Origin of the sequence: Paenibacillus dendrobii (assembly GCF_009807035.1) — a bacterium.
In the GTDB taxonomy this organism is placed as follows: Bacteria; Bacillota; Bacilli; order Paenibacillales; family Paenibacillaceae; genus Paenibacillus_AQ; species Paenibacillus_AQ dendrobii.
The window spans coordinates 1,997,175-2,014,453 of record NZ_WUBI01000001.1; the positions used below are offsets into that span (position 1 = coordinate 1,997,175).

At 51.8% G+C, this 17,279-nt stretch carries 10 protein-coding genes; all 10 read right to left on the minus strand.

Annotated features, from left to right (window positions below; translation table 11 throughout):
• Nucleotide 1: 1 nt before the first annotated feature.
• A complete protein-coding gene (locus GRF59_RS08735; protein ID WP_160497193.1) occupies nucleotides 2–2,608 on the minus strand; it encodes a DUF5696 domain-containing protein in 2,607 nt (868 codons plus the stop codon).
• 22 nt (nucleotides 2,609–2,630) lie between these two features.
• Nucleotides 2,631–4,691 carry a YIP1 family protein gene (locus tag GRF59_RS08740; RefSeq protein WP_160497194.1) on the minus strand — a complete coding sequence of 687 codons (2,061 nt, stop codon included), beginning with the start codon at nucleotides 4,689–4,691 and terminating at the stop codon, nucleotides 2,631–2,633.
• A gap of 15 nt (nucleotides 4,692–4,706) precedes the next feature.
• Nucleotides 4,707–5,579 (minus strand): carbohydrate ABC transporter permease, encoded by an 873-nt coding sequence (locus tag GRF59_RS08745; RefSeq protein ID WP_160497195.1) that lies wholly within the window; start codon nucleotides 5,577–5,579, stop codon nucleotides 4,707–4,709.
• Nucleotides 5,580–5,582: 3 nt separating this feature from the next.
• Nucleotides 5,583–6,491, minus strand: coding sequence for a carbohydrate ABC transporter permease (locus tag GRF59_RS08750; protein WP_237391789.1), 909 nt, complete (start codon nucleotides 6,489–6,491; stop codon nucleotides 5,583–5,585).
• Between the two features lie 83 nt (nucleotides 6,492–6,574).
• The gene (locus tag GRF59_RS08755; protein ID WP_160497196.1) at nucleotides 6,575–9,523 is read right to left on the minus strand and encodes an extracellular solute-binding protein; all 2,949 of its coding nucleotides are present in this window, start codon (nucleotides 9,521–9,523) and stop codon (nucleotides 6,575–6,577) included.
• A gap of 84 nt (nucleotides 9,524–9,607) precedes the next feature.
• The gene (locus GRF59_RS08760) at nucleotides 9,608–11,032 is read right to left on the minus strand and encodes an ABC transporter substrate-binding protein (RefSeq protein ID WP_237391790.1); all 1,425 of its coding nucleotides are present in this window, start codon (nucleotides 11,030–11,032) and stop codon (nucleotides 9,608–9,610) included.
• Nucleotides 11,033–11,476: 444 nt separating this feature from the next.
• The gene (locus GRF59_RS08765; protein WP_160497198.1) at nucleotides 11,477–12,619 is read right to left on the minus strand and encodes a GntR family transcriptional regulator; all 1,143 of its coding nucleotides are present in this window, start codon (nucleotides 12,617–12,619) and stop codon (nucleotides 11,477–11,479) included.
• Between the two features lie 212 nt (nucleotides 12,620–12,831).
• Nucleotides 12,832–14,628 carry a S9 family peptidase gene (locus GRF59_RS08770; RefSeq protein WP_160497199.1) on the minus strand — a complete coding sequence of 599 codons (1,797 nt, stop codon included), beginning with the start codon at nucleotides 14,626–14,628 and terminating at the stop codon, nucleotides 12,832–12,834.
• Between the two features lie 241 nt (nucleotides 14,629–14,869).
• Entirely contained in the window at nucleotides 14,870–15,832 is a 963-nt protein-coding gene (locus GRF59_RS08775) for an L-threonine 3-dehydrogenase (protein WP_160497200.1), read from the minus strand.
• 36 nt (nucleotides 15,833–15,868) lie between these two features.
• Nucleotides 15,869–17,059: a glycine C-acetyltransferase gene (locus GRF59_RS08780; protein ID WP_160497201.1), complete on the minus strand. Its 1,191-nt coding sequence runs from the start codon at nucleotides 17,057–17,059 to the stop codon at nucleotides 15,869–15,871.
• Between the last annotated feature and the right edge of the window lie 220 nt (nucleotides 17,060–17,279).

The following is a 17,279-nucleotide window of genomic DNA, read 5'->3' on the forward strand; positions in this document are numbered from 1 at the left end:
GTTATTCACCGCCTACGTGATAGCTCTGCGGCTGAAGCTGCAGGCCGTCCACGGCTACCGCCGTTTGATTGTAATTAATCGTGATGCTTAGTCCGTTTTGATACGTTGTTCGGACCACGCCTGGAGCAAGCTCCTTATGGGCCGTGATGACTTGATTCCGGACTTGGGTCAAAATCGGATTGGCCTCCCGGTACAACTTCACGGCTTCATCCAACCCATCCCGGTAATTTAACGCGTACAACCCGTTATAATCCGTATCCTTCACTTTGGATGCATCGCTGGCGAACCATTGATAGTACACGGCAGAACCTGTTTCCAGCGATTTCAGCATGGACGCGCGCGGACTCTGCAGCTCGTTCATATTGTAGGGGGCCCCGGCAATATCCGCGTAACCGTGAAGAACAATCTGGTAAAAGGGTATTTCTTCATCAATAATATTCAGCCGGCTGCTGCGTTCCGGAGCATTCACAACCAGACCCGCATAGGGCAGGCTGTATGCATTGCCTCCGTCAATCATCAGCGGACCGGTTTTGTCCTTCAGAAGCATCAGTTCTTGGACCGAAGCCGCAAGGGAATCCTGCCTGCTCACCGGATGGCCCGGATCGAAATCGGAATTGACTTCCTTGCCGAGATCGCGCAGGGAAAGGCCGGCAACACCGAGCTTCGTGTAATCCTTCAGAAAGCCGTCGACCTGCTTCGGCAGCTGGCGCGGCGACAGAACGTAATGCGAGAATTTAGCCGTATCCTTCGCATACGTCACGGGATTGTATTGGTATACTTCCGCTTTGCTGCGGTCGAGCAGAGTCGCAGCCCCCGCGGAGTTTTTATATTTCTCCAGAAAAGCGGCATCGGGGTAGAACCCGTATCCGTTCTGCTTCAAGTAGTCGGCCAAATGAAGAAATCCTTTTTGGCCTCCGAGAACACCGGCAATCGCCACATCATCAGGGGAGGAATGGCGAATGCCGCCGTTAAACCAACCCGTCAACCTCAGATCGATAGCTTGGATTCCGGCATCCTTCAGCTTGCCCACGATCATTTCCGCTTCACCGAAGGTCGTCAAAGCCTCCGCCCTTTGATAAGGAATGCCGAGTAGCGATTTCTGCTTGCGGAAGGCACCTGCGAGCTCCAGTATGAACGGGGCGTCCTTTGACGCCGTCAGCGGTTTCAGCTTGTATTTGTCCGCCAGATAACTCCGGTAGGCGGCGGCCATCCCGCTATAATCCGCGGCATCGCCTGACAGAAACGCGTAGCGGACCTGCAAATCGCCCTGATATTTTCCCGTTTGGAACATGGGCACGGCGCTGCTCTTCGTTCCCGACGACAAGGTGTAGTAATCCATCGCCGTCACCTGGAATTTGCTGCTGACCGTATTGTAGGAATCGTTGCGACCGCTCACATCAGCTGAAATGCTTGCCCCCGCATCCCCGTCTTCGATGATGCCGATCATGGCGTGGTCGCCCTGCTTCAGTCCGAATACCGGCAGGCGGGTGGTCTCGTTCGTTTGGATTCTCTCTTTCACGTCGAAGGTGCCGTCATTGCCGTAAACCGGAAGATTGTAGCCTTCCGCGTCCAGCTTTTTATTGTTCAGATGTATCAGCGCCCCGGAACCGTCGGGAACAAATAGGTATCCCTTCTTGCCCGCATCTGCCGCCCCGAAAAACTTCAGCACCTGCAGGGATGCGATGGGATAAGCTTTGGTCGCTTTCAGTTCTTTGGCCGGAACGGAAACGACAAGATTGCCGCCATCAAGGGCGTACACGATTGGGATTGTGAATTCCGCTTCTTCCGAAGCCACGGTTTCTCCCGCCCCGTTCTCCTTATTGTCCTGCGCAGCGTCCGCTGCCGTATAACCTGCAGTCTCGAGCACGGCCGAGAGCTCCTCCGCTACATAATCCTGCAGTTTCCGAACCTCGTACACCTGCTTTTGCTCATCCAGGCGGAATTTGTACTTCACGTCATCGCGCTGATCCGCATCCTTGAGATGTTCAAGGATTTCTTTTTCAAAACGTTCTTTGCTGATCGCCTTGGGGATGTTGGCAAAGGACTGCGCCACGTTGCCCATCCGGTAATCCACTCGGATTCCATGATCCGCGGAAGAGATTTCAAACTGCTTTTTGGCCACGCTGTCGTCGTAGCTGTTAAAGGCATTGACCTGCCCTTTGTCGTTATAGTAGGTAAGCAGCACCTGCGCGGACAACTCCGATTGGTAAAGGGGAGATGCCAGCGGATCATCACCGCGCCCCGCCGGATTGGAAAACCAAATATATCCGTTTTGTTTCTCCTGCACGGCAATTTCCGCGGTTTCCTTGTTCACGTACAACCTGAGCTGATCATTCTCCGCAGCCATGTCCATTGCTTCCAGCGCGGCGAGCTCTTGCGGGGCATTCGCGGTCACCTGATTCCGATTTGCCTCTGATACTGCCGTCACCGTGTGTACCGGAGTTTGATCTGTCCCTGCCTCCTGGCTTACTGGCGCCGTTTCCATGGCTGGAGCTTCGGATGCTGCCGCCTCCCTGCCCTGTAATCCGCCAAGGCCTGATTCCAGAATCGCTGCTGTCAGGAGCAGTGCGCACAGGATGCCTGCGGCTTGTTTTTTGCGTATGCCCACGTCCCATCCCTCCTTTTGGCGTCTACATCCGGAATGAAATTTCTTTATAGATGGAGCTGACGAAATTGATCATTTGCTGAAGCATGCTGAAGAACAATACACCCAAGAAAATGATGATGCCCATCACGACCAGCGTCAGCAGCATCGTCACGATGGTTTTTCCGGCCGAATATTGATGAACGGTCATCGTCCCGGTAAACAGAAGCCAGACGAACCATATCAGCGCGACCGTGTTCAGAAGGTAGTAAAACGAGCTCTCATCCGCCGTGATCACGTTGCTGTACAGCACCTGAGGAAAATAGATCAGCACCAGCGGCAGCAGGGAATATGCCGTTGCAATGATAATTTCGGTAAACTTACCTTCTCCGTCCATCAAGGTTGTGAGCGACCAGTTGGCGATGCACCACAAGAGGAAAGGAAGCACGATGAATTTGAGTTCATCCAGGCTGTTCAGCTGCTCCGGATCGTTGAAATTAATGACAAATCCGTTGAACTGGCGTTTGACGATCATGGCGATCACAAGCAGCGCCACGATGATGAATGCCACGCTCAGCCTTCCCTTGCGTTCGTACTTCATTTCCCAGAAGCCGTTAAAAGGATGGAGTATCGTATACAACGGATTTCGGACAATGCCGAACTCCTGGTAGAATTGCCCTTTGGTCTTGCGGCCCGCGAGCTTGACGCCTGCCACGATGACGGCAACCGCCAGGACGATGACCAGCACGATCAAGCCGAAGTGGTCGAATACCACTTCCTTCCGGTAGCGCTTGAAGGCTTCCGAGTAATACTCGCGGCTGTTGCCCAACTTGAAGTACGTCATAGCTTCCCGGTTATCCCCCTGCTTCAGAAGGGATTTGCCAATGCCGATATAAGCAACGTCAAAATTGGCATTGAGCTGAAGTACCTTTTCCCAGTCGGCCGTTGAACGCTCTGTCTGTCCTTCGTTAAGCGCGGCCACCGCACTGCGTATCAGGCTGCCGTAGGTTGTCGGCGCAAACACCGAAAGGCGGTTGTTATCCTTGTCGAGCACAAGCATCCGGTCGCCCAGCATCTCGATCGCCGACGGCGTGCGGAAATTCTCCTGCTGGCTCCCCAGGCCGCCGAACTCATATAACAGGTTCCCGTCCTTGTCATAGGTGAAGATGCGCCCGCGCTTCGAATCCAGGCCGCTGTACATCCCGCCTTGATCCGGAATAACGTCGATAAATATGGAGCTGCCCGTCACGCTCCCGCCTTCCAGATTGCCCACATCCCCTTTGGGCGGAAAATATCCCTTGCTGCGAAGAATATCCGTACCGGATGGATTGAGATGTTTCAAGGGCTGATCGGAATCTTCCTCCGAGGTGGAGGTATAAATAAAGCCGTTCTCATCCACATCCAGATTGTTGAACTCGATCGGGATGAACTGCTGCATCTGGTCACGCTGGGCTTTGGTCGATATCCGCTTCCAGAACAAATCCACTGGACTGAACTTGACGCGGTTCGTGCCGATGAAACCATTGAAGACGCCATCCGAATCAAACTCCATGATGCCTTCATAGCTCCCTTGGCTGATGACATACAGCCTTTTGGCTTTATCCACCGCCAGCTTGACCGGAGAATACTGAAAGCCTTCCCGCAGCAGCGTTGATTTCGGTTCGTTCATGATCCGGATCAGCTTTCCGTTTGCATCCAGCTCGACGATCCGCCGGTTACCGGTATCCGCGACGTATATATGGCGCTCGGAATCCACGAAAATGCCCTGCGGCTGATTCAGACTGTCCTCTTTCCCGTCATGCTCGAAACCTGCAATGACCTTCTCCACCTGCATATCCCCGCTGAGGATGACAATCCGGCTGTTGCCAGTGTCGGCAACGTACAACCGGCCGTCAGGACCGGCGTACATATCCTGGGGAGAAGATAAAGGCCCTGCGCTCCAGTCGTTTCCGTATACCACCTGCTCGAGCGCATAAGGAGCCGGTGCCGGAACCGGAGTTCCCCAGTAAGAGTAGTTGTAAGAGGTATCGTCCGCCGATACCTGCGCCGCGCCGGTTCCGGAAGCCAGAAGCAGCACGATCATGAACAATGCGAACCTTCTCTTCATCTGCATGCCCCCCTGTTATTCCTTCAAGCCCGACGTGGACATCGTTTGGATGATGCTGCTCTGCGTCACGATGAATACGGTAATCGGAACGATCATCATGAGGAGCGTGACGGCAGCTACCGGTCCGGTACGGACCAGGCCGCCGCTTGCGATCTGCCCGAACACGTAATCCACGGTCTTCAGCTGCTCGCTGTAAATGTATTTGTGGCTCGTGACAGAGCCGTTGGTCCAAAGATTTTGGAGCGAGAAAATGATCAGCGTCAGCCAGGCGGGCCTTACGATCGGCATGACGATTTGCCAGTAGATACGGTACTCGCTGGCCCCGTCGATTTTCCCCGCCTCAAGCAGCGCATCCGGAATCTGTTCCATGAACTGCTTCATCAGGTACAGTCCGAGCGTCATACCGAATGCTGGCAGCAGAATGGCCCAATAAGTATTGATCAGACCCAGATATGAAATGATCATATAGTTCGGAACCTGGGTCACGTATACCGTGAACATGAGCGAAAGCACCACGATGTTGAATAATATCCTTTTGCCTGGAAAACGGAGCTTGGCAAGCGGATATGCCGCGGCCGAAGCCAGGATGACATGCCACACCGTTCCGATGATGGCAATGAAAAACGTATTGAACACGTATCTCGAAAACGGAACCCAGGAATCGCTGAAAATGTTGACCAAATCCGTAAAGTTTTTGAACGTGGGATTGCGCACGAACAGTTTAGGCGGAAAAGTAAAGATCTCATCGATCGGCTTAAACGCGTTGCTGATCGTGAATACCAGCGGCAGTGCCATGAAACAGGCCACTCCGCCCAGCAGCACGAACAGAAGCAGGTCTACGCCCCAGGAACGGTTCAATCTTTTCGGCATCTTTAGTACGAGCTTCATGCTTTACTCACCTACTTTTCCTAGGAGCTTCTGGGTTAACAGGTTCACCGACAGCATGATGGTGAACAGCACGGTCGCGATCGCCGAGGCATAACCCATTTCAAAACGGATCGTCCCGTAATCGACCAGGTGGGTTACGATCGTGTGTGCAGCATAATCCACGCTTGGAAATCCGATCAGGTAGATCGAAATTTCCGCGACGGAAAAAGCGGAGGCGATCTGGATGACCGCGCCGAACATCAGCTGCGGCCGCATGGCCGGCAGCGTAATGAACCACAGCTCCTGCCAGCGGTTGCGGATGCCGTCAATGCTGCCCGCTTCGTACATCGTCCGGTCCACGTTCTGCAGACCGGCGATAAATGCCAGAAAGGATGTGCCAAGGCTAAGCCACAACTGCACCAGAATGAGAATCATCAGCACATATCTGGAATCCTGAAGCCACTGGATCGGCTCCATGATGAAGCCCCATTTCATCAGAAACGAGTTGGCGTATCCATAAGAATCGCCGGCGAAAAGCAGCGTCCAGATCAAATACGTGTTGCCCGAAATCGAAGGAGCATACAGCACCAGCGTCAGCAGCGCCCGCAGCTTCGGCGGCAGCTCGTTGATCAGCCATGCGAACATGAAGCAGGCAATATAGCTGATCGGACCGGTAATGGCCGCAAACAGCAGCGTATTTTTCAAAGCGATCAAAAAGATATCATCCTGAACGAACAATCTCGCATAGTTCTGCCAGCCGATCCATTTCGGCGACTGCAGCAGATTGAAATTCGTAAAGCTTAATACAAAGGATAAAAGCACCGGAATAACGGTAAACGTGCAGAAAATAATGAAATAAGGCGCCATCAAAACATAAGCATGCTTATTCATCTTCATTTCCGTCCATATCCGCGCGGCCTTGTTCCGTATCATGCGCCCCGGCGCGCCCCCGCCTGGCATTTTCGCTCCCGTCACAACGGGACGATCGGCAATCTGCTGCTTCATATGAAGGTCCCTCATTTCTCTGTCGGGAGATTGAATTCTTTGCGTTTGATCGTAATTTCCTCATTCATGGCCCGCACATAATTGTCCATCGTTTCCCTCGGGTCATCGCCATGCACGACGACACGGCGGAACGCATTGTCGATGTTGCGTCCTGTCAGGTAGCCTCCCGGCACCTCCGGAATGCCTCTGACCCACTGCATTTGCTCCTGCAGCTTGCGAAGATCGAGCGTCGGCCAAGGAAGCTGCGTCAGGGCATCCTTGTTGGCGGTTGGATAACGGGCGGAAGCGCCCATCCGGATTTCCATCTGGCGTCCATAAGCAACTTGCGTGTCCTTCCCGGTCCACCATTTCATGAACTCCCATGCCGCGTCTTTATGTTCCGTATGCTTGAACATCACCGTTGCCGAGCCGCTGCTGCCGACCTCGCGGTGAAGCTTGCCGTCGCTGCCAAGCGTGCCGGGCACCGGCGCGAACGACCACAGCCCTTTGATTTCCGGCGCAAACACGCTTAGCTTGTTGTACATCGTATAATCCACGATTCCGATCGGCATCTCGCCGGTCCGGAAGCGGTTGGCGAAGTCGACGGAGATCGGGATTTTATAATTCACGTAGAAGTCCGTCCACTGCTTGAACTCTTTGATGCCCGTTTCCGAATCGAGATCCACGGCCGCCCCGCCGTCCTTGTAGAACTGTCCCTGGTTTTGGTACAGGAACATGGCGTAGGCCGGACTCGGCGGCATTGTGACGATGTTGGTATTGGCCACGTCATTGCCCAAGGAATCGAGCGACTTTTGCGGTAAACCGAACTGCAGGTTATGTTTTTGCAGTACCGGCAGAATGTCATGGACATCATCCCAGGTCTGCGGCACTTTCAGATGCAGTTCATCCTCGAGGATATCCCTCCGGTAGAAAAGCATCGGGAACGTCTGCTGCTCCGGTAGCGCGTAGTAAGAACCGCCGTACTCATATGGCACAAGCGCACTTGCATTAAATTGGTCTTTCACCGTGCCAAAATCCGGGAACGCCGACAAATCCTGCAGCGCACTGCGGCTCGCATAATTCACGGGCAGATCGTTGCCGATCTGAAGCGCGATATCCGGCCCCTTGCCGGCCACGGTCGAAGGCAGAATGACGTCCGATGCCACCAGCTTCAGATTGACATGGATGCCTGTCTTCGGCGTGAATTGGTCGTCAATGAGCCTTTTGATCACCTGCGCCTGATCGCGCGCGGAAGTAACCCATACCGAAATGCTGTCCTTGTTGTCGTCTGCAGAAAAGTCATCGTAATTCTCGTAGAACGATGCCAGGAAAGACTCTGTGCCGGATACCAGCTTGGTCCAAGCCCCAGCCTCAGCCTGCGGCAGCTTGCTGCCCGGAGAACTGACGATCAGGTAATCCAGCGACAAGGGCTGCTCGTTCACCGTCAGCATCCATGAGCTGAGCGCACCGACGTTGGTTTTGAACGTCTCAATGCGTGAAGGCACGGATTCGGGTTTGTCTGCCATGTCCTTCAGCTGGTAAGCTACCGTATTGATAATGGACGTCCGCTCATCGCTCTGGCCGGATGGTCCCTCGATCGCCTTCGCGATGCTGTACAGCTGTTCGCTGGACTCCCGGAACACTTGGGTCATCTCCGGTATGCGCTGCTCCAGGTTATAATCGCGGAACGTATCCGGCACCGTGCCGGTGTAACTGATGATTTGACGATACATGGCGTTTAGCTCCAGGATACTGGACTCCACCGAACGGAGAATCGGTGCAATGTCCCCGAGCGTAACCTCCATCCGAATCCGGTGCTTTCCTTCGGTGAGATGAAAAAGATAAGGCTCCCCTCCCCCCGGTCCGATCACCTTCATCTGCCAAGAGCTGCTGTACGGGAATGTAACGGTCTGCATTTCCTTAAACGGCAGCTTGCCGTCTATGTAAATCGAACGAAGCACGGATAAGCCCCGCAGATAGTTTTGCCGATTTTTAAAAGCGATCTGATATAACCCGTCCTTCGGCACTTCGATTTCCCATTCGATCCACTGCCCAGGAAGCCTCCAGGCATAGCCGCCCATGGCGTTATTGCGAAGTTTGGATACATGGTAAGGTTCCACCGCCGGATTGGAGCGGTCGTTATAGGGAAGAAGGCTCGGTGAAGATTTATACATGGCCTGCTCAGCCTGAACTTTCATGGAAACGTCCGCCGCAGGCTTCAGTCCTTCCGATGCGTATTTCGCCGCGATGTCGCTGTATGATGGCATGGCAGCCGGTGCAGACAGAATAATCTGCCGGATCACCAGCGGTTCCTTGACCGAGTTCAAAGACAGGCTGTGCTTCCCTGCGGAAAAATAAAACAAAAACGGATCTTCGTACGCGCCGCTGCTGTCCTTCAAGGCAATGTCCTGCCACAAATGCTCTTCCACCTGTCCCGGCGTCAAATCATTCCCGCGCCCGTCCTGGTCGAATTGGTTCTTCTCATTTTTCCATACCCGGTTCAAAACCAAGTTTTTTGCTTCTGCAAATGGAACGGCACCATCAATAGCCAGCTCCCGCTCGATGTCGGAATCCTTGCCCGGTTCCGTGTATAATTCGAGGCGTATGTTATACAGGCCCGCCTTCTTCACGTCAAAATCCCATGTCACACTGCCGGAATCCTGTGTAAGAATCGAATTCCCCTGAACGCCCTGATAGTTGGGAAGAACGGAGACGTTCATGCCTTCAGCTTGGTTGTAGGCGTCTCCTTCAATAACCATGTCCCCGGCTGATGTGGCCGACGCTTTATGATTGTTCAGGTACTCTTCATAGCCGCCTGGTTTCGCCGATTGTTTGATGCCGCGAAGGTCCAGTTGTACCGGCGATTGCACGGCCGAGGCTGAAGCCTCGCGGGAAGATGGTCCCTGCGCAGCTGTGATTAAGCCGGCGGCAACGGACACCGCAAGCAGAGTGGATGCTGCCTTGAATATCGATCTGTGCATGGGCTCCCCCTTCCTCTTCAGCAGTACCCCTCTCCCTTGGCCAAGGACAGGGGTACACATCAGAGTTACTATGCTGCCGGTCGGTTATTTACTGTCCTGAAGCAGCTTGTTGATGTTGGCTTCGAACTGCGGCTTAACCTTATCGACCGCGGTGGAAGGCGAGATTTTGCCTGTCGTGATATCCTTGACGACACCTTCAAACAGCTTGCCGCCATCCGGAATCGCGTAATAGGAAATGTAGTCGATGCTTTCAGACATTTGCTTGCGCGTATCCAGCGATTCCTTGTTCGGATAAGAGCTTTCCCAAGATTGCTGCGACAATTTTCTGCCGGCATCATGCAGGCTGATCTCATCCAGAATCTTTGCTGCCACATCCGCATGTTTTGAGTACTTCGCTACCATGAACATGTTGCCGAACGGAGTGTAGGAGACGTACTTATCCGATTTCGGACCTTTCGGGAAGAACACGTACCCGAGTTCCTGGTTCTTCATATTGTCGAGCAATCCGCCCAGCTCCCAGCTGAAACCGGCGTACATGACGCCTTTGCCTGCAACAAATTCCTTGTTCGCATCCTCCGGAATTGGCTGCATGATGGATTTGTCTTTGTTGTAGAGATCCGCTATGAACTGCAGCGCCTCCATCGAATTTTCGCCGTTCAGTGAGAATTTGATGTTGCCTTCGGCATCCTTGTCAACCGTGCCTTTGTTGGAGTAGATCATTTGCTCCGTGAAGGAATTGATTTTTCCGTAAGCGCCGGCGATTCCGAAGATGTCTGTTTTACCGTCGCCGTTCGTGTCTTTGGTTGCTTTTTTGGCGAAGTCGCGGAATTTTTCCCACGTCCATTCGCCTTTTTGCTGAAGTTCATACGGATCTTCAAGACCCAGCTTCTTCACGAGTGTTTTGTTGTAAAAAATGCCGTAAGGCGATGGAGAGGAATCGGTCATGCCGTACTGCTTGCCTTTGAAGTTTCCGCCCTTTTTCATCCAGTCGATGTATTTCGGATCGTTCAAATCAAGTTTGTCGTCTACCGGTTGTATAAAATCTTTGTTGACGAGCGTCGGGAAGGCCCAGAACAGCTCGAGGAGGACAATGTCGGCAAAAGGTGTGCCGGAGAGGGATGTCGTGGTGAAGTTTTCTACGTATTTGCCGTAATCGCCAAATTTCACGAATTCGATTTTGCAGTTGTATTTCTTTTCAACTTGGTCAATCAGCTTGATCTGCTCTTCTTCCGCAGGACCTTTTTCCTTCACCAGTCTCGGATCGGCATCGTCATACCATACGCCAATCTTGATGGTGTCTCCGCCCAAATCGGTCTTATTCTCTTCCGGCGCAGCAGCCTGCTCTTTCTCAGGCTCTGGGGCAGGCTCTTGATCCGCCTCTTTCGCTGGCTCCTGCTCAGCGGCTTTATTGCTTTCATTGGAACTGCCTTCTTGAGCGCCGCCGCCCGAGCAGCCTGCAATGGTAAATACAAATAACAAGACTACGAGCAGCATGGAGAGTACTTTCATTTTCTTCACGCGTTCATCCCCCATTTTCCGTTTCGGATTAGTGTTGTGGACCTGAATACAGAAAAGACCAATGAAACCTTAAGCAATAAAACCGATCACCCCTTTGTCATTTGCGTTTAACCACAAAAAAGAATGCGCTTACATAATAGCTTTTTACAAATAAGCGATACGCCCATCATCCTGAATGAGTAAAAAGATCAGAATTTGTCGCTTTATATATCATATTAGATATATCATTTATACCGCTTACACGAGTTATTATAATCGGGTGCCTATATTTTGTAAATAGTGAATATATCTTATTATACAACTAGTCCCTATTCATTATATCTAACACAAACAATCTTCCGGTAACCACCGTTTTGATCACCGGATGTGCACGCTTCTCCATTTAAGGACAACAAAAAGACCGGCCCCGCTGGGCCGGCCATGGTGAGACTATTTCTATATTTGTTCCTGGGCGGTGTATTCATCGGTTAATGCCGCAGTCGAAGCTCTTTCAATTAGGCGGACCGGTATCTCGGCTTGCACGGGGTTCTTCCCGCTCCCTTCGATCTGGCTCACGATCAGCTCTGCCGCTTTGCGGCCGATTTCGCTGTAATCCTGGGCAATCGTCGTCAGCGGCACTTCCACCAGGCTGGAAATCATATGATCGTCGAATCCGGCAATGGACAACTGTCCAGGTACTTGGATTCCCATGTCCAACGCGCTGCGCAGAAGATCAACAGCCAGATGGTCATGCTCCGCTTGAATGGCGGTCACGCCGAGATCCATGATCCTGCTGATCATGTTCTTGTAAAAGGTATTGCTCTTGTCTTCGTCGGCGTCGCGGTAAAAGTCCGCGATTACCAGCTCCGGATCGACGGCAAGTCCGTGATCCCGCAGCGCTTTGCAGTAACCTTGATAGCGGTCGCGCACCGAGCTGCGGAACTCAATGGCAATGCTCGAAACAAACGCTATCCGTTCATGACCCAGCTCAATCAGCTGCTTGGCAATCAAGTATCCGCCCTGCGTGTTGTCCGACACGACGCTGGTTACCGGAAGGCTCTCCACGTACTGATCAATCATGACCAGAGGATAGTCGTTCCAGTACAGTGCATGCAGCACATCGATATTGCTGATGGTGCTGATGGGGTACAGAATGATCCCGCTCGAACCGTTTTTCGGAATCCGGAGCAGGAATTCCCGCTCCCTGTCCTTGCTCCAATTGCTGTTATGAATGCTCAAATAATATCCCTTGGTATCCAGGTAATCGGTGGCTCCCTTAATGAAATCCAGCTCGCTCGTAGCCATATACGGCAATACCATCGAAATAATCGGAGCTGCGGACACGGTGCCGGGTTCCCCTGCTCCGCTTCTCGGCTCTTGTTTCTTCACATAACTGCCGCTGCCCCGCTTACGGTAGATCAATCCTTCCCGTTCGAGTTCGATCAGCGCTCTCTTGGATGTAATCCGGCTGACGCCCGACCGTTCGGCAAGCTCCATTTCGGTTGGCAGCTGCTGGTCTTCTTTATATTCACCGGAAAGTATCTTTTCCTTCAGATCCTCGATAATCACCATGTACAACGGCTTTTGGTTTGACTGCATATACTCACTTCCAGTCTGTCCCTTTATTCACATAATCGAATTGATTATATCAAATTTATGTTCAATTATGCAATCAAACATACCAACTATATCAAAATGGGCTATCCTACATATCCGTAGATATGTAGGATAGCCTCCTAGGCAATGCGAATTCGATAGATTCGCTTCAGTTTCAATAACGATGAATGAGCGTATGCGTCATGTTCAACATACTACCGGCAGCGGTTCAGGAACTCCACCATCCGGGCATAAGCGATTTTCTCATTGGCTTTCTTCGTGATACCGTGACCTTCATCGTCAAAAACGATATATTCCACGTCACGGCCTTTTGCGCGCAGCGCCTCGACGATCTGATCGGACTCTGCCTTGACGACACGCGGGTCATTAGCACCCTGGATAATAAGCATCGGATTCACCATATTGTCGAGATAGGTGATCGGAGTGTCTTTGATAAACCGCTCACGGTCCTGCTCCGGATCGCCGAGCCACTGCTTCATGATCGGCTTCCAGTGCTCCGGCACCGAGTTATAGAAGGTGAAGAGGTTGCTGACCCCGACGATATCAATCGCGGCCTTGAAATATTCCGGATTCCTCCCGGCAAGCAGCAGCGTCATGTAGCCGCCATAGCTGCCCCCCAGGACAAACAGGCGGTCTCGGCTCGAAATCCCTTGCTCGAACAACCAGTCCATGCCGGCCAGGCAGTCTTTGCGTGGGCCCTCGCCCCAATCCTGCTCCACCAACTTCACGAATGAGCTGCCGTAGCCTGTGCTTCCGCGAAAATTCGGACAGAAAATATTATAGCCTTGGGCAATTATGTATTGGAACATGGCGCGGAATTGCTTACGCTCTGCAGCCTGCGGTCCGCCATGCGGCCAGAATACCGTACAGCCGTTTGCAGTATGCTCTTTGGCACGGAAAAGAAGCGCCTCAATCTCCATGCCGTCAAAGGACTTGTAAGTCACGACATCCGGAGCCACGAGGTCCTCCTCCGTCAGGCCCGTCATGACATTCTTGGTCAGCATCGTCCAGCCGCTGCCGTCATAACGGTAAATATTAAACGGCTTCACCGCCCCGCGTCCCAATATATACAGGTTACCGGACCGGGTAACTGCAAGCTGCTCAAGAATATCGACCGGCAGTGGTATTGAGGTGAGCTCACCGCTGTCTAGAGAGTAAGCATATAGATGATCCTCCACCCCTTTTTCGGTGACGATATAAACCGTCCCCGTTTCCTTATGCAGGCGGAGCTGCGCGATGGTCTCCTTGTCGATTTCGCAGAGTCGTTTAAAGGCCCCTGTTGGAATATGATAATGCGCCATATATGTAAATTCCGACTCGTAATCCGTTGCGAAAATCACGTTGTCATTGTCCAGGAACTGAACGCTCCCCGCTGTATGAACCTGTTCCGGATCTGGCGTCAGACACGCTTCTTCCCCATTTTCCCGGATGATATAGCTTACATAATACGTATTCGCGTAGATTTTGGTAAAAGCGAACGTTTTCTCATCCGGACTGACCGCACACAGCTCCGTCGTCGTGTCCTTGCCTTCGATCAACAGATGATTTTCCTTCGTGTCCAGATGATATACCCTCGAATTAAGGAAATTAGGGTTTCCTTTAGAATCCGTGTAATAGATTCGCTTACCGTCTTCCGACAAATGCACGAATTCATGCTTGTCATCCGGCGACAATCCATCCAATAGCGGCATCGGTTCGCCGCCGTTCCATCGGAGCGCGCTTAACTGGTAATTTTCGTTACCGTCATGATCAAACGCCGTCAGAATATGTCTACCCTGCGGGTCCAGCTTGATGAAGCTGCACATCTGATCGTTGTATGTCAGTGGAAAAGGATAGGATGTCTCCCCCTTCAAATCCATGGCCCATAAGTTGAATTTACCGCTGAGCGTGCTGCTGAATATGAGGCGAGACTCATCGCTGCTGACGCCAAAAGAACGAATCAAATAAGTTTGAAAGAATTGCTCCACATCTGGCTTAGGAAATTGAATCATGAATCTGAACATCTCCTGTCTCCCGGAAATTGAAGTCCCTGGTTTACCGGGGCTTCACCTTCATTATAGAGTAACTTTCACGTTTATTTCCATATGCGGGATGAAAAATAAACCTTAGGTCAATATGCATCACGTGTCCCTGTTAACTGTATTCGATCAAAAAAAGACTGCCTGCCATCGCCCTGACTTCGGACCAAGCAGACAGTCTATGATTTATTCTTCATTCATGCTTCATTCATGATTATGCCTTCCGGGCAAGCATCTCTTTCGAACTAAGCTGGCTTAGCATATCCTGCGTCATCGCATCGAGATCATACTTCGCCTGGAAGCCCCATTCACTGGCTGCTGCAGATGCATCGATGAAATTCGGCCAACTCTCGGCGATAGCCTGTCTTTTCGGATCCACCTGGTATCCAAGGGCAAATGACGGCATCATTTTGCGGATCGAGGCCGCGATAGCCTCCGGATCTACGCTCATCGCAGTGATGTTAAACGCATTCCGGTGAACCAGCTTTGCGGGGTCGGCTTCCATCAGCTGAACGACCGCATCCAAGGCATCAGGCATATACATCATATCCATATAAGTGCCTTTGTCGATAAACGAGACGTAACGCCCTTGGCTTACCGCTTCATAGTAAATTTCCACGGCGTAATCCGTCGTGCCTCCGCCGGGAGGTGTCACATAGGAGATGAGACCAGGGAACCGGATCCCCCGGGTATCGAGTCCGTATTTATGAAAATAATAATCGCACAGAAGCTCTCCGGATACCTTGTTCACGCCATACATCGTCGTGGGACGCTGAATCGTGTCCTGCGGAGTATGATCCTTCGGTGTGGACGGACCAAAGGCCCCGATCGAGCTTGGCGTAAAGAATTGGCAGCCGAGTTCTCTTGCAACTTCCAGCGCATTCACGAGTCCGCCCATGTTGAGGTTCCATGCCAGCAACGGCTTCTCTTCAGCCGTAGCGGACAGCAGCGCCGCCAGATGGATCACCGTATCCACCCGATGACGTTTGGCAACCTCAAACATTGCTTTGTCATCCGTTACGTCCAGTGTTTCAAAAGGTCCCGATCTCGTGATTTCATGCCCCGTATTCCGTACATCGGTGGCAATGATCTGATCGTTTCCATACATATGTCTGAGCTTGGCGACCAGCTCCGATCCAATTTGGCCTAATGCACCCGTCACCAAAATGTTCTTCATCGTTATTCCTCCCCGTTTGGCTTCCCGGCAGACCGATTAAATGATCCCCAATTCCTTGCCTACCTTTTCGTAGACGGAAACGACCTGTTCCAGCATTTCCCTGCTGTGTGCAGCCGTAGGCATATTGCGGATTCGTCCGGTTCCTTTAGGGACCGTCGGGAAGACGATCGCTTTGGCATATACGCCCTCTTCGTACAAGCGTTTGCTGAACTCCTGCGTCTTCACTTCGTCCCCGATGATGCAAGGCGTAATAGGCGTTTCACTGTGACCTACATCAAAACCAAGCTTTTTCAGCTCGCTTTTCAGGAAATCGCCGTTCTCCCATAACTTTTTGATCAGCGTCTGATCATTCATGAGAATATCCACCGAAGCGATGATGGCTGCGACGGAAGCAGGCGGCATGGCGGTCGAAAACAGGAACGGACGGCTTCTCAGCTTAAGCCATTCAATCAGCTTCGTACTGCCCGCCACATATCCGCCAACCACGCCGATAGCCTTGGAAAGGGTACCGATTTGGAAGTCAATGCGGTCCGATAAGCCAAAATGCTTGACGGTACCGGCTCCCTGACCCAAAACACCTGAGCCATGGGCATCGTCCACATACGTAATAAGATCGAATTCTTCGGCGATCTGCACGATTTCGGGCAGCTTGGCGATATCGCCATCCATGGAGAACACGCCATCGGTAATCACCATGATTTTATTGTAAAGACCGGATTCTTTGGCTGCTTTGGCCTGCGCTCTCAAATCCTCCATGTCCGAATGCTTGAAACGGATCGTTTTGGCTCTCGACAACCGGCAGCCGTCAATGATGGAGGCATGATTAAGCTCATCCGATAAAATGGCGTCGTTTTTGTCCATGACCGCGGAAATGGCCGCCATATTGCAGTTAAAGCCGGACTGGTAAGTAATGACCGCTTCCGTATGTTTGAATTCGGCCAGCTTGTGTTCCAGTTCCAAATGCAGATCCATGGTGCCGTTGATCGTTCGGACCGCACCGGCGCCTGCGCCGTATTTTTTCGCCGCCTCAATGGATGCATCAACCAGACGATTATCTGTCGCGAGTCCCAAATAATTGTTGGAAGACAGATTAATCAGTGACTTCCCTTCAATGTCAATAGTCGGCCCGTTTGGACCCTGCAGCGGATCAATAACATTGTATAGGCCCTTGCTTTTTAGATCCTCGATGTTCTCCGTTAAAAATTGCTCAAGCGAATGACTGGACATAGCGAATCCCTCCTAAATATACAGGCGTCCTCATACAGAGGACATTAATATCATTAAAAAACCTTACCACACAAGAGATTATCTAGTAATCAATGTAGCATCTTTTTATTCATTTGTACATCCACCAAGGACACTAAAACATAAAATTTTTAATATTTTCAAAAATAACGTCTATCAGTAAGATGAACACTTCTATTTTTTTATATTCAAAAAAAGCCTG

Coding starts and splice junctions, on each gene's coding strand:
- GRF59_RS08775 (WP_160497200.1), bottom strand. CDS start 15,832: ATGAAGAACATTTTGGTGACGGGTGCATTAGGCCAAATTGGATCGGAG.
- GRF59_RS08745 (WP_160497195.1), bottom strand. CDS start 5,579: ATGAAGCTCGTACTAAAGATGCCGAAAAGATTGAACCGTTCCTGGGGC.
- GRF59_RS08770 (WP_160497199.1), bottom strand. CDS start 14,628: ATGATTCAATTTCCTAAGCCAGATGTGGAGCAATTCTTTCAAACTTAT.
- GRF59_RS08765 (WP_160497198.1), bottom strand. CDS start 12,619: ATGCAGTCAAACCAAAAGCCGTTGTACATGGTGATTATCGAGGATCTG.
- GRF59_RS08755 (WP_160497196.1), bottom strand. CDS start 9,523: ATGCACAGATCGATATTCAAGGCAGCATCCACTCTGCTTGCGGTGTCC.
- GRF59_RS08760 (WP_237391790.1), bottom strand. CDS start 11,032: ATGAAAGTACTCTCCATGCTGCTCGTAGTCTTGTTATTTGTATTTACC.
- GRF59_RS08780 (WP_160497201.1), bottom strand. CDS start 17,059: ATGTCCAGTCATTCGCTTGAGCAATTTTTAACGGAGAACATCGAGGAT.
- GRF59_RS08750 (WP_237391789.1), bottom strand. CDS start 6,491: ATGATACGGAACAAGGCCGCGCGGATATGGACGGAAATGAAGATGAAT.
- GRF59_RS08740 (WP_160497194.1), bottom strand. CDS start 4,691: ATGAAGAGAAGGTTCGCATTGTTCATGATCGTGCTGCTTCTGGCTTCC.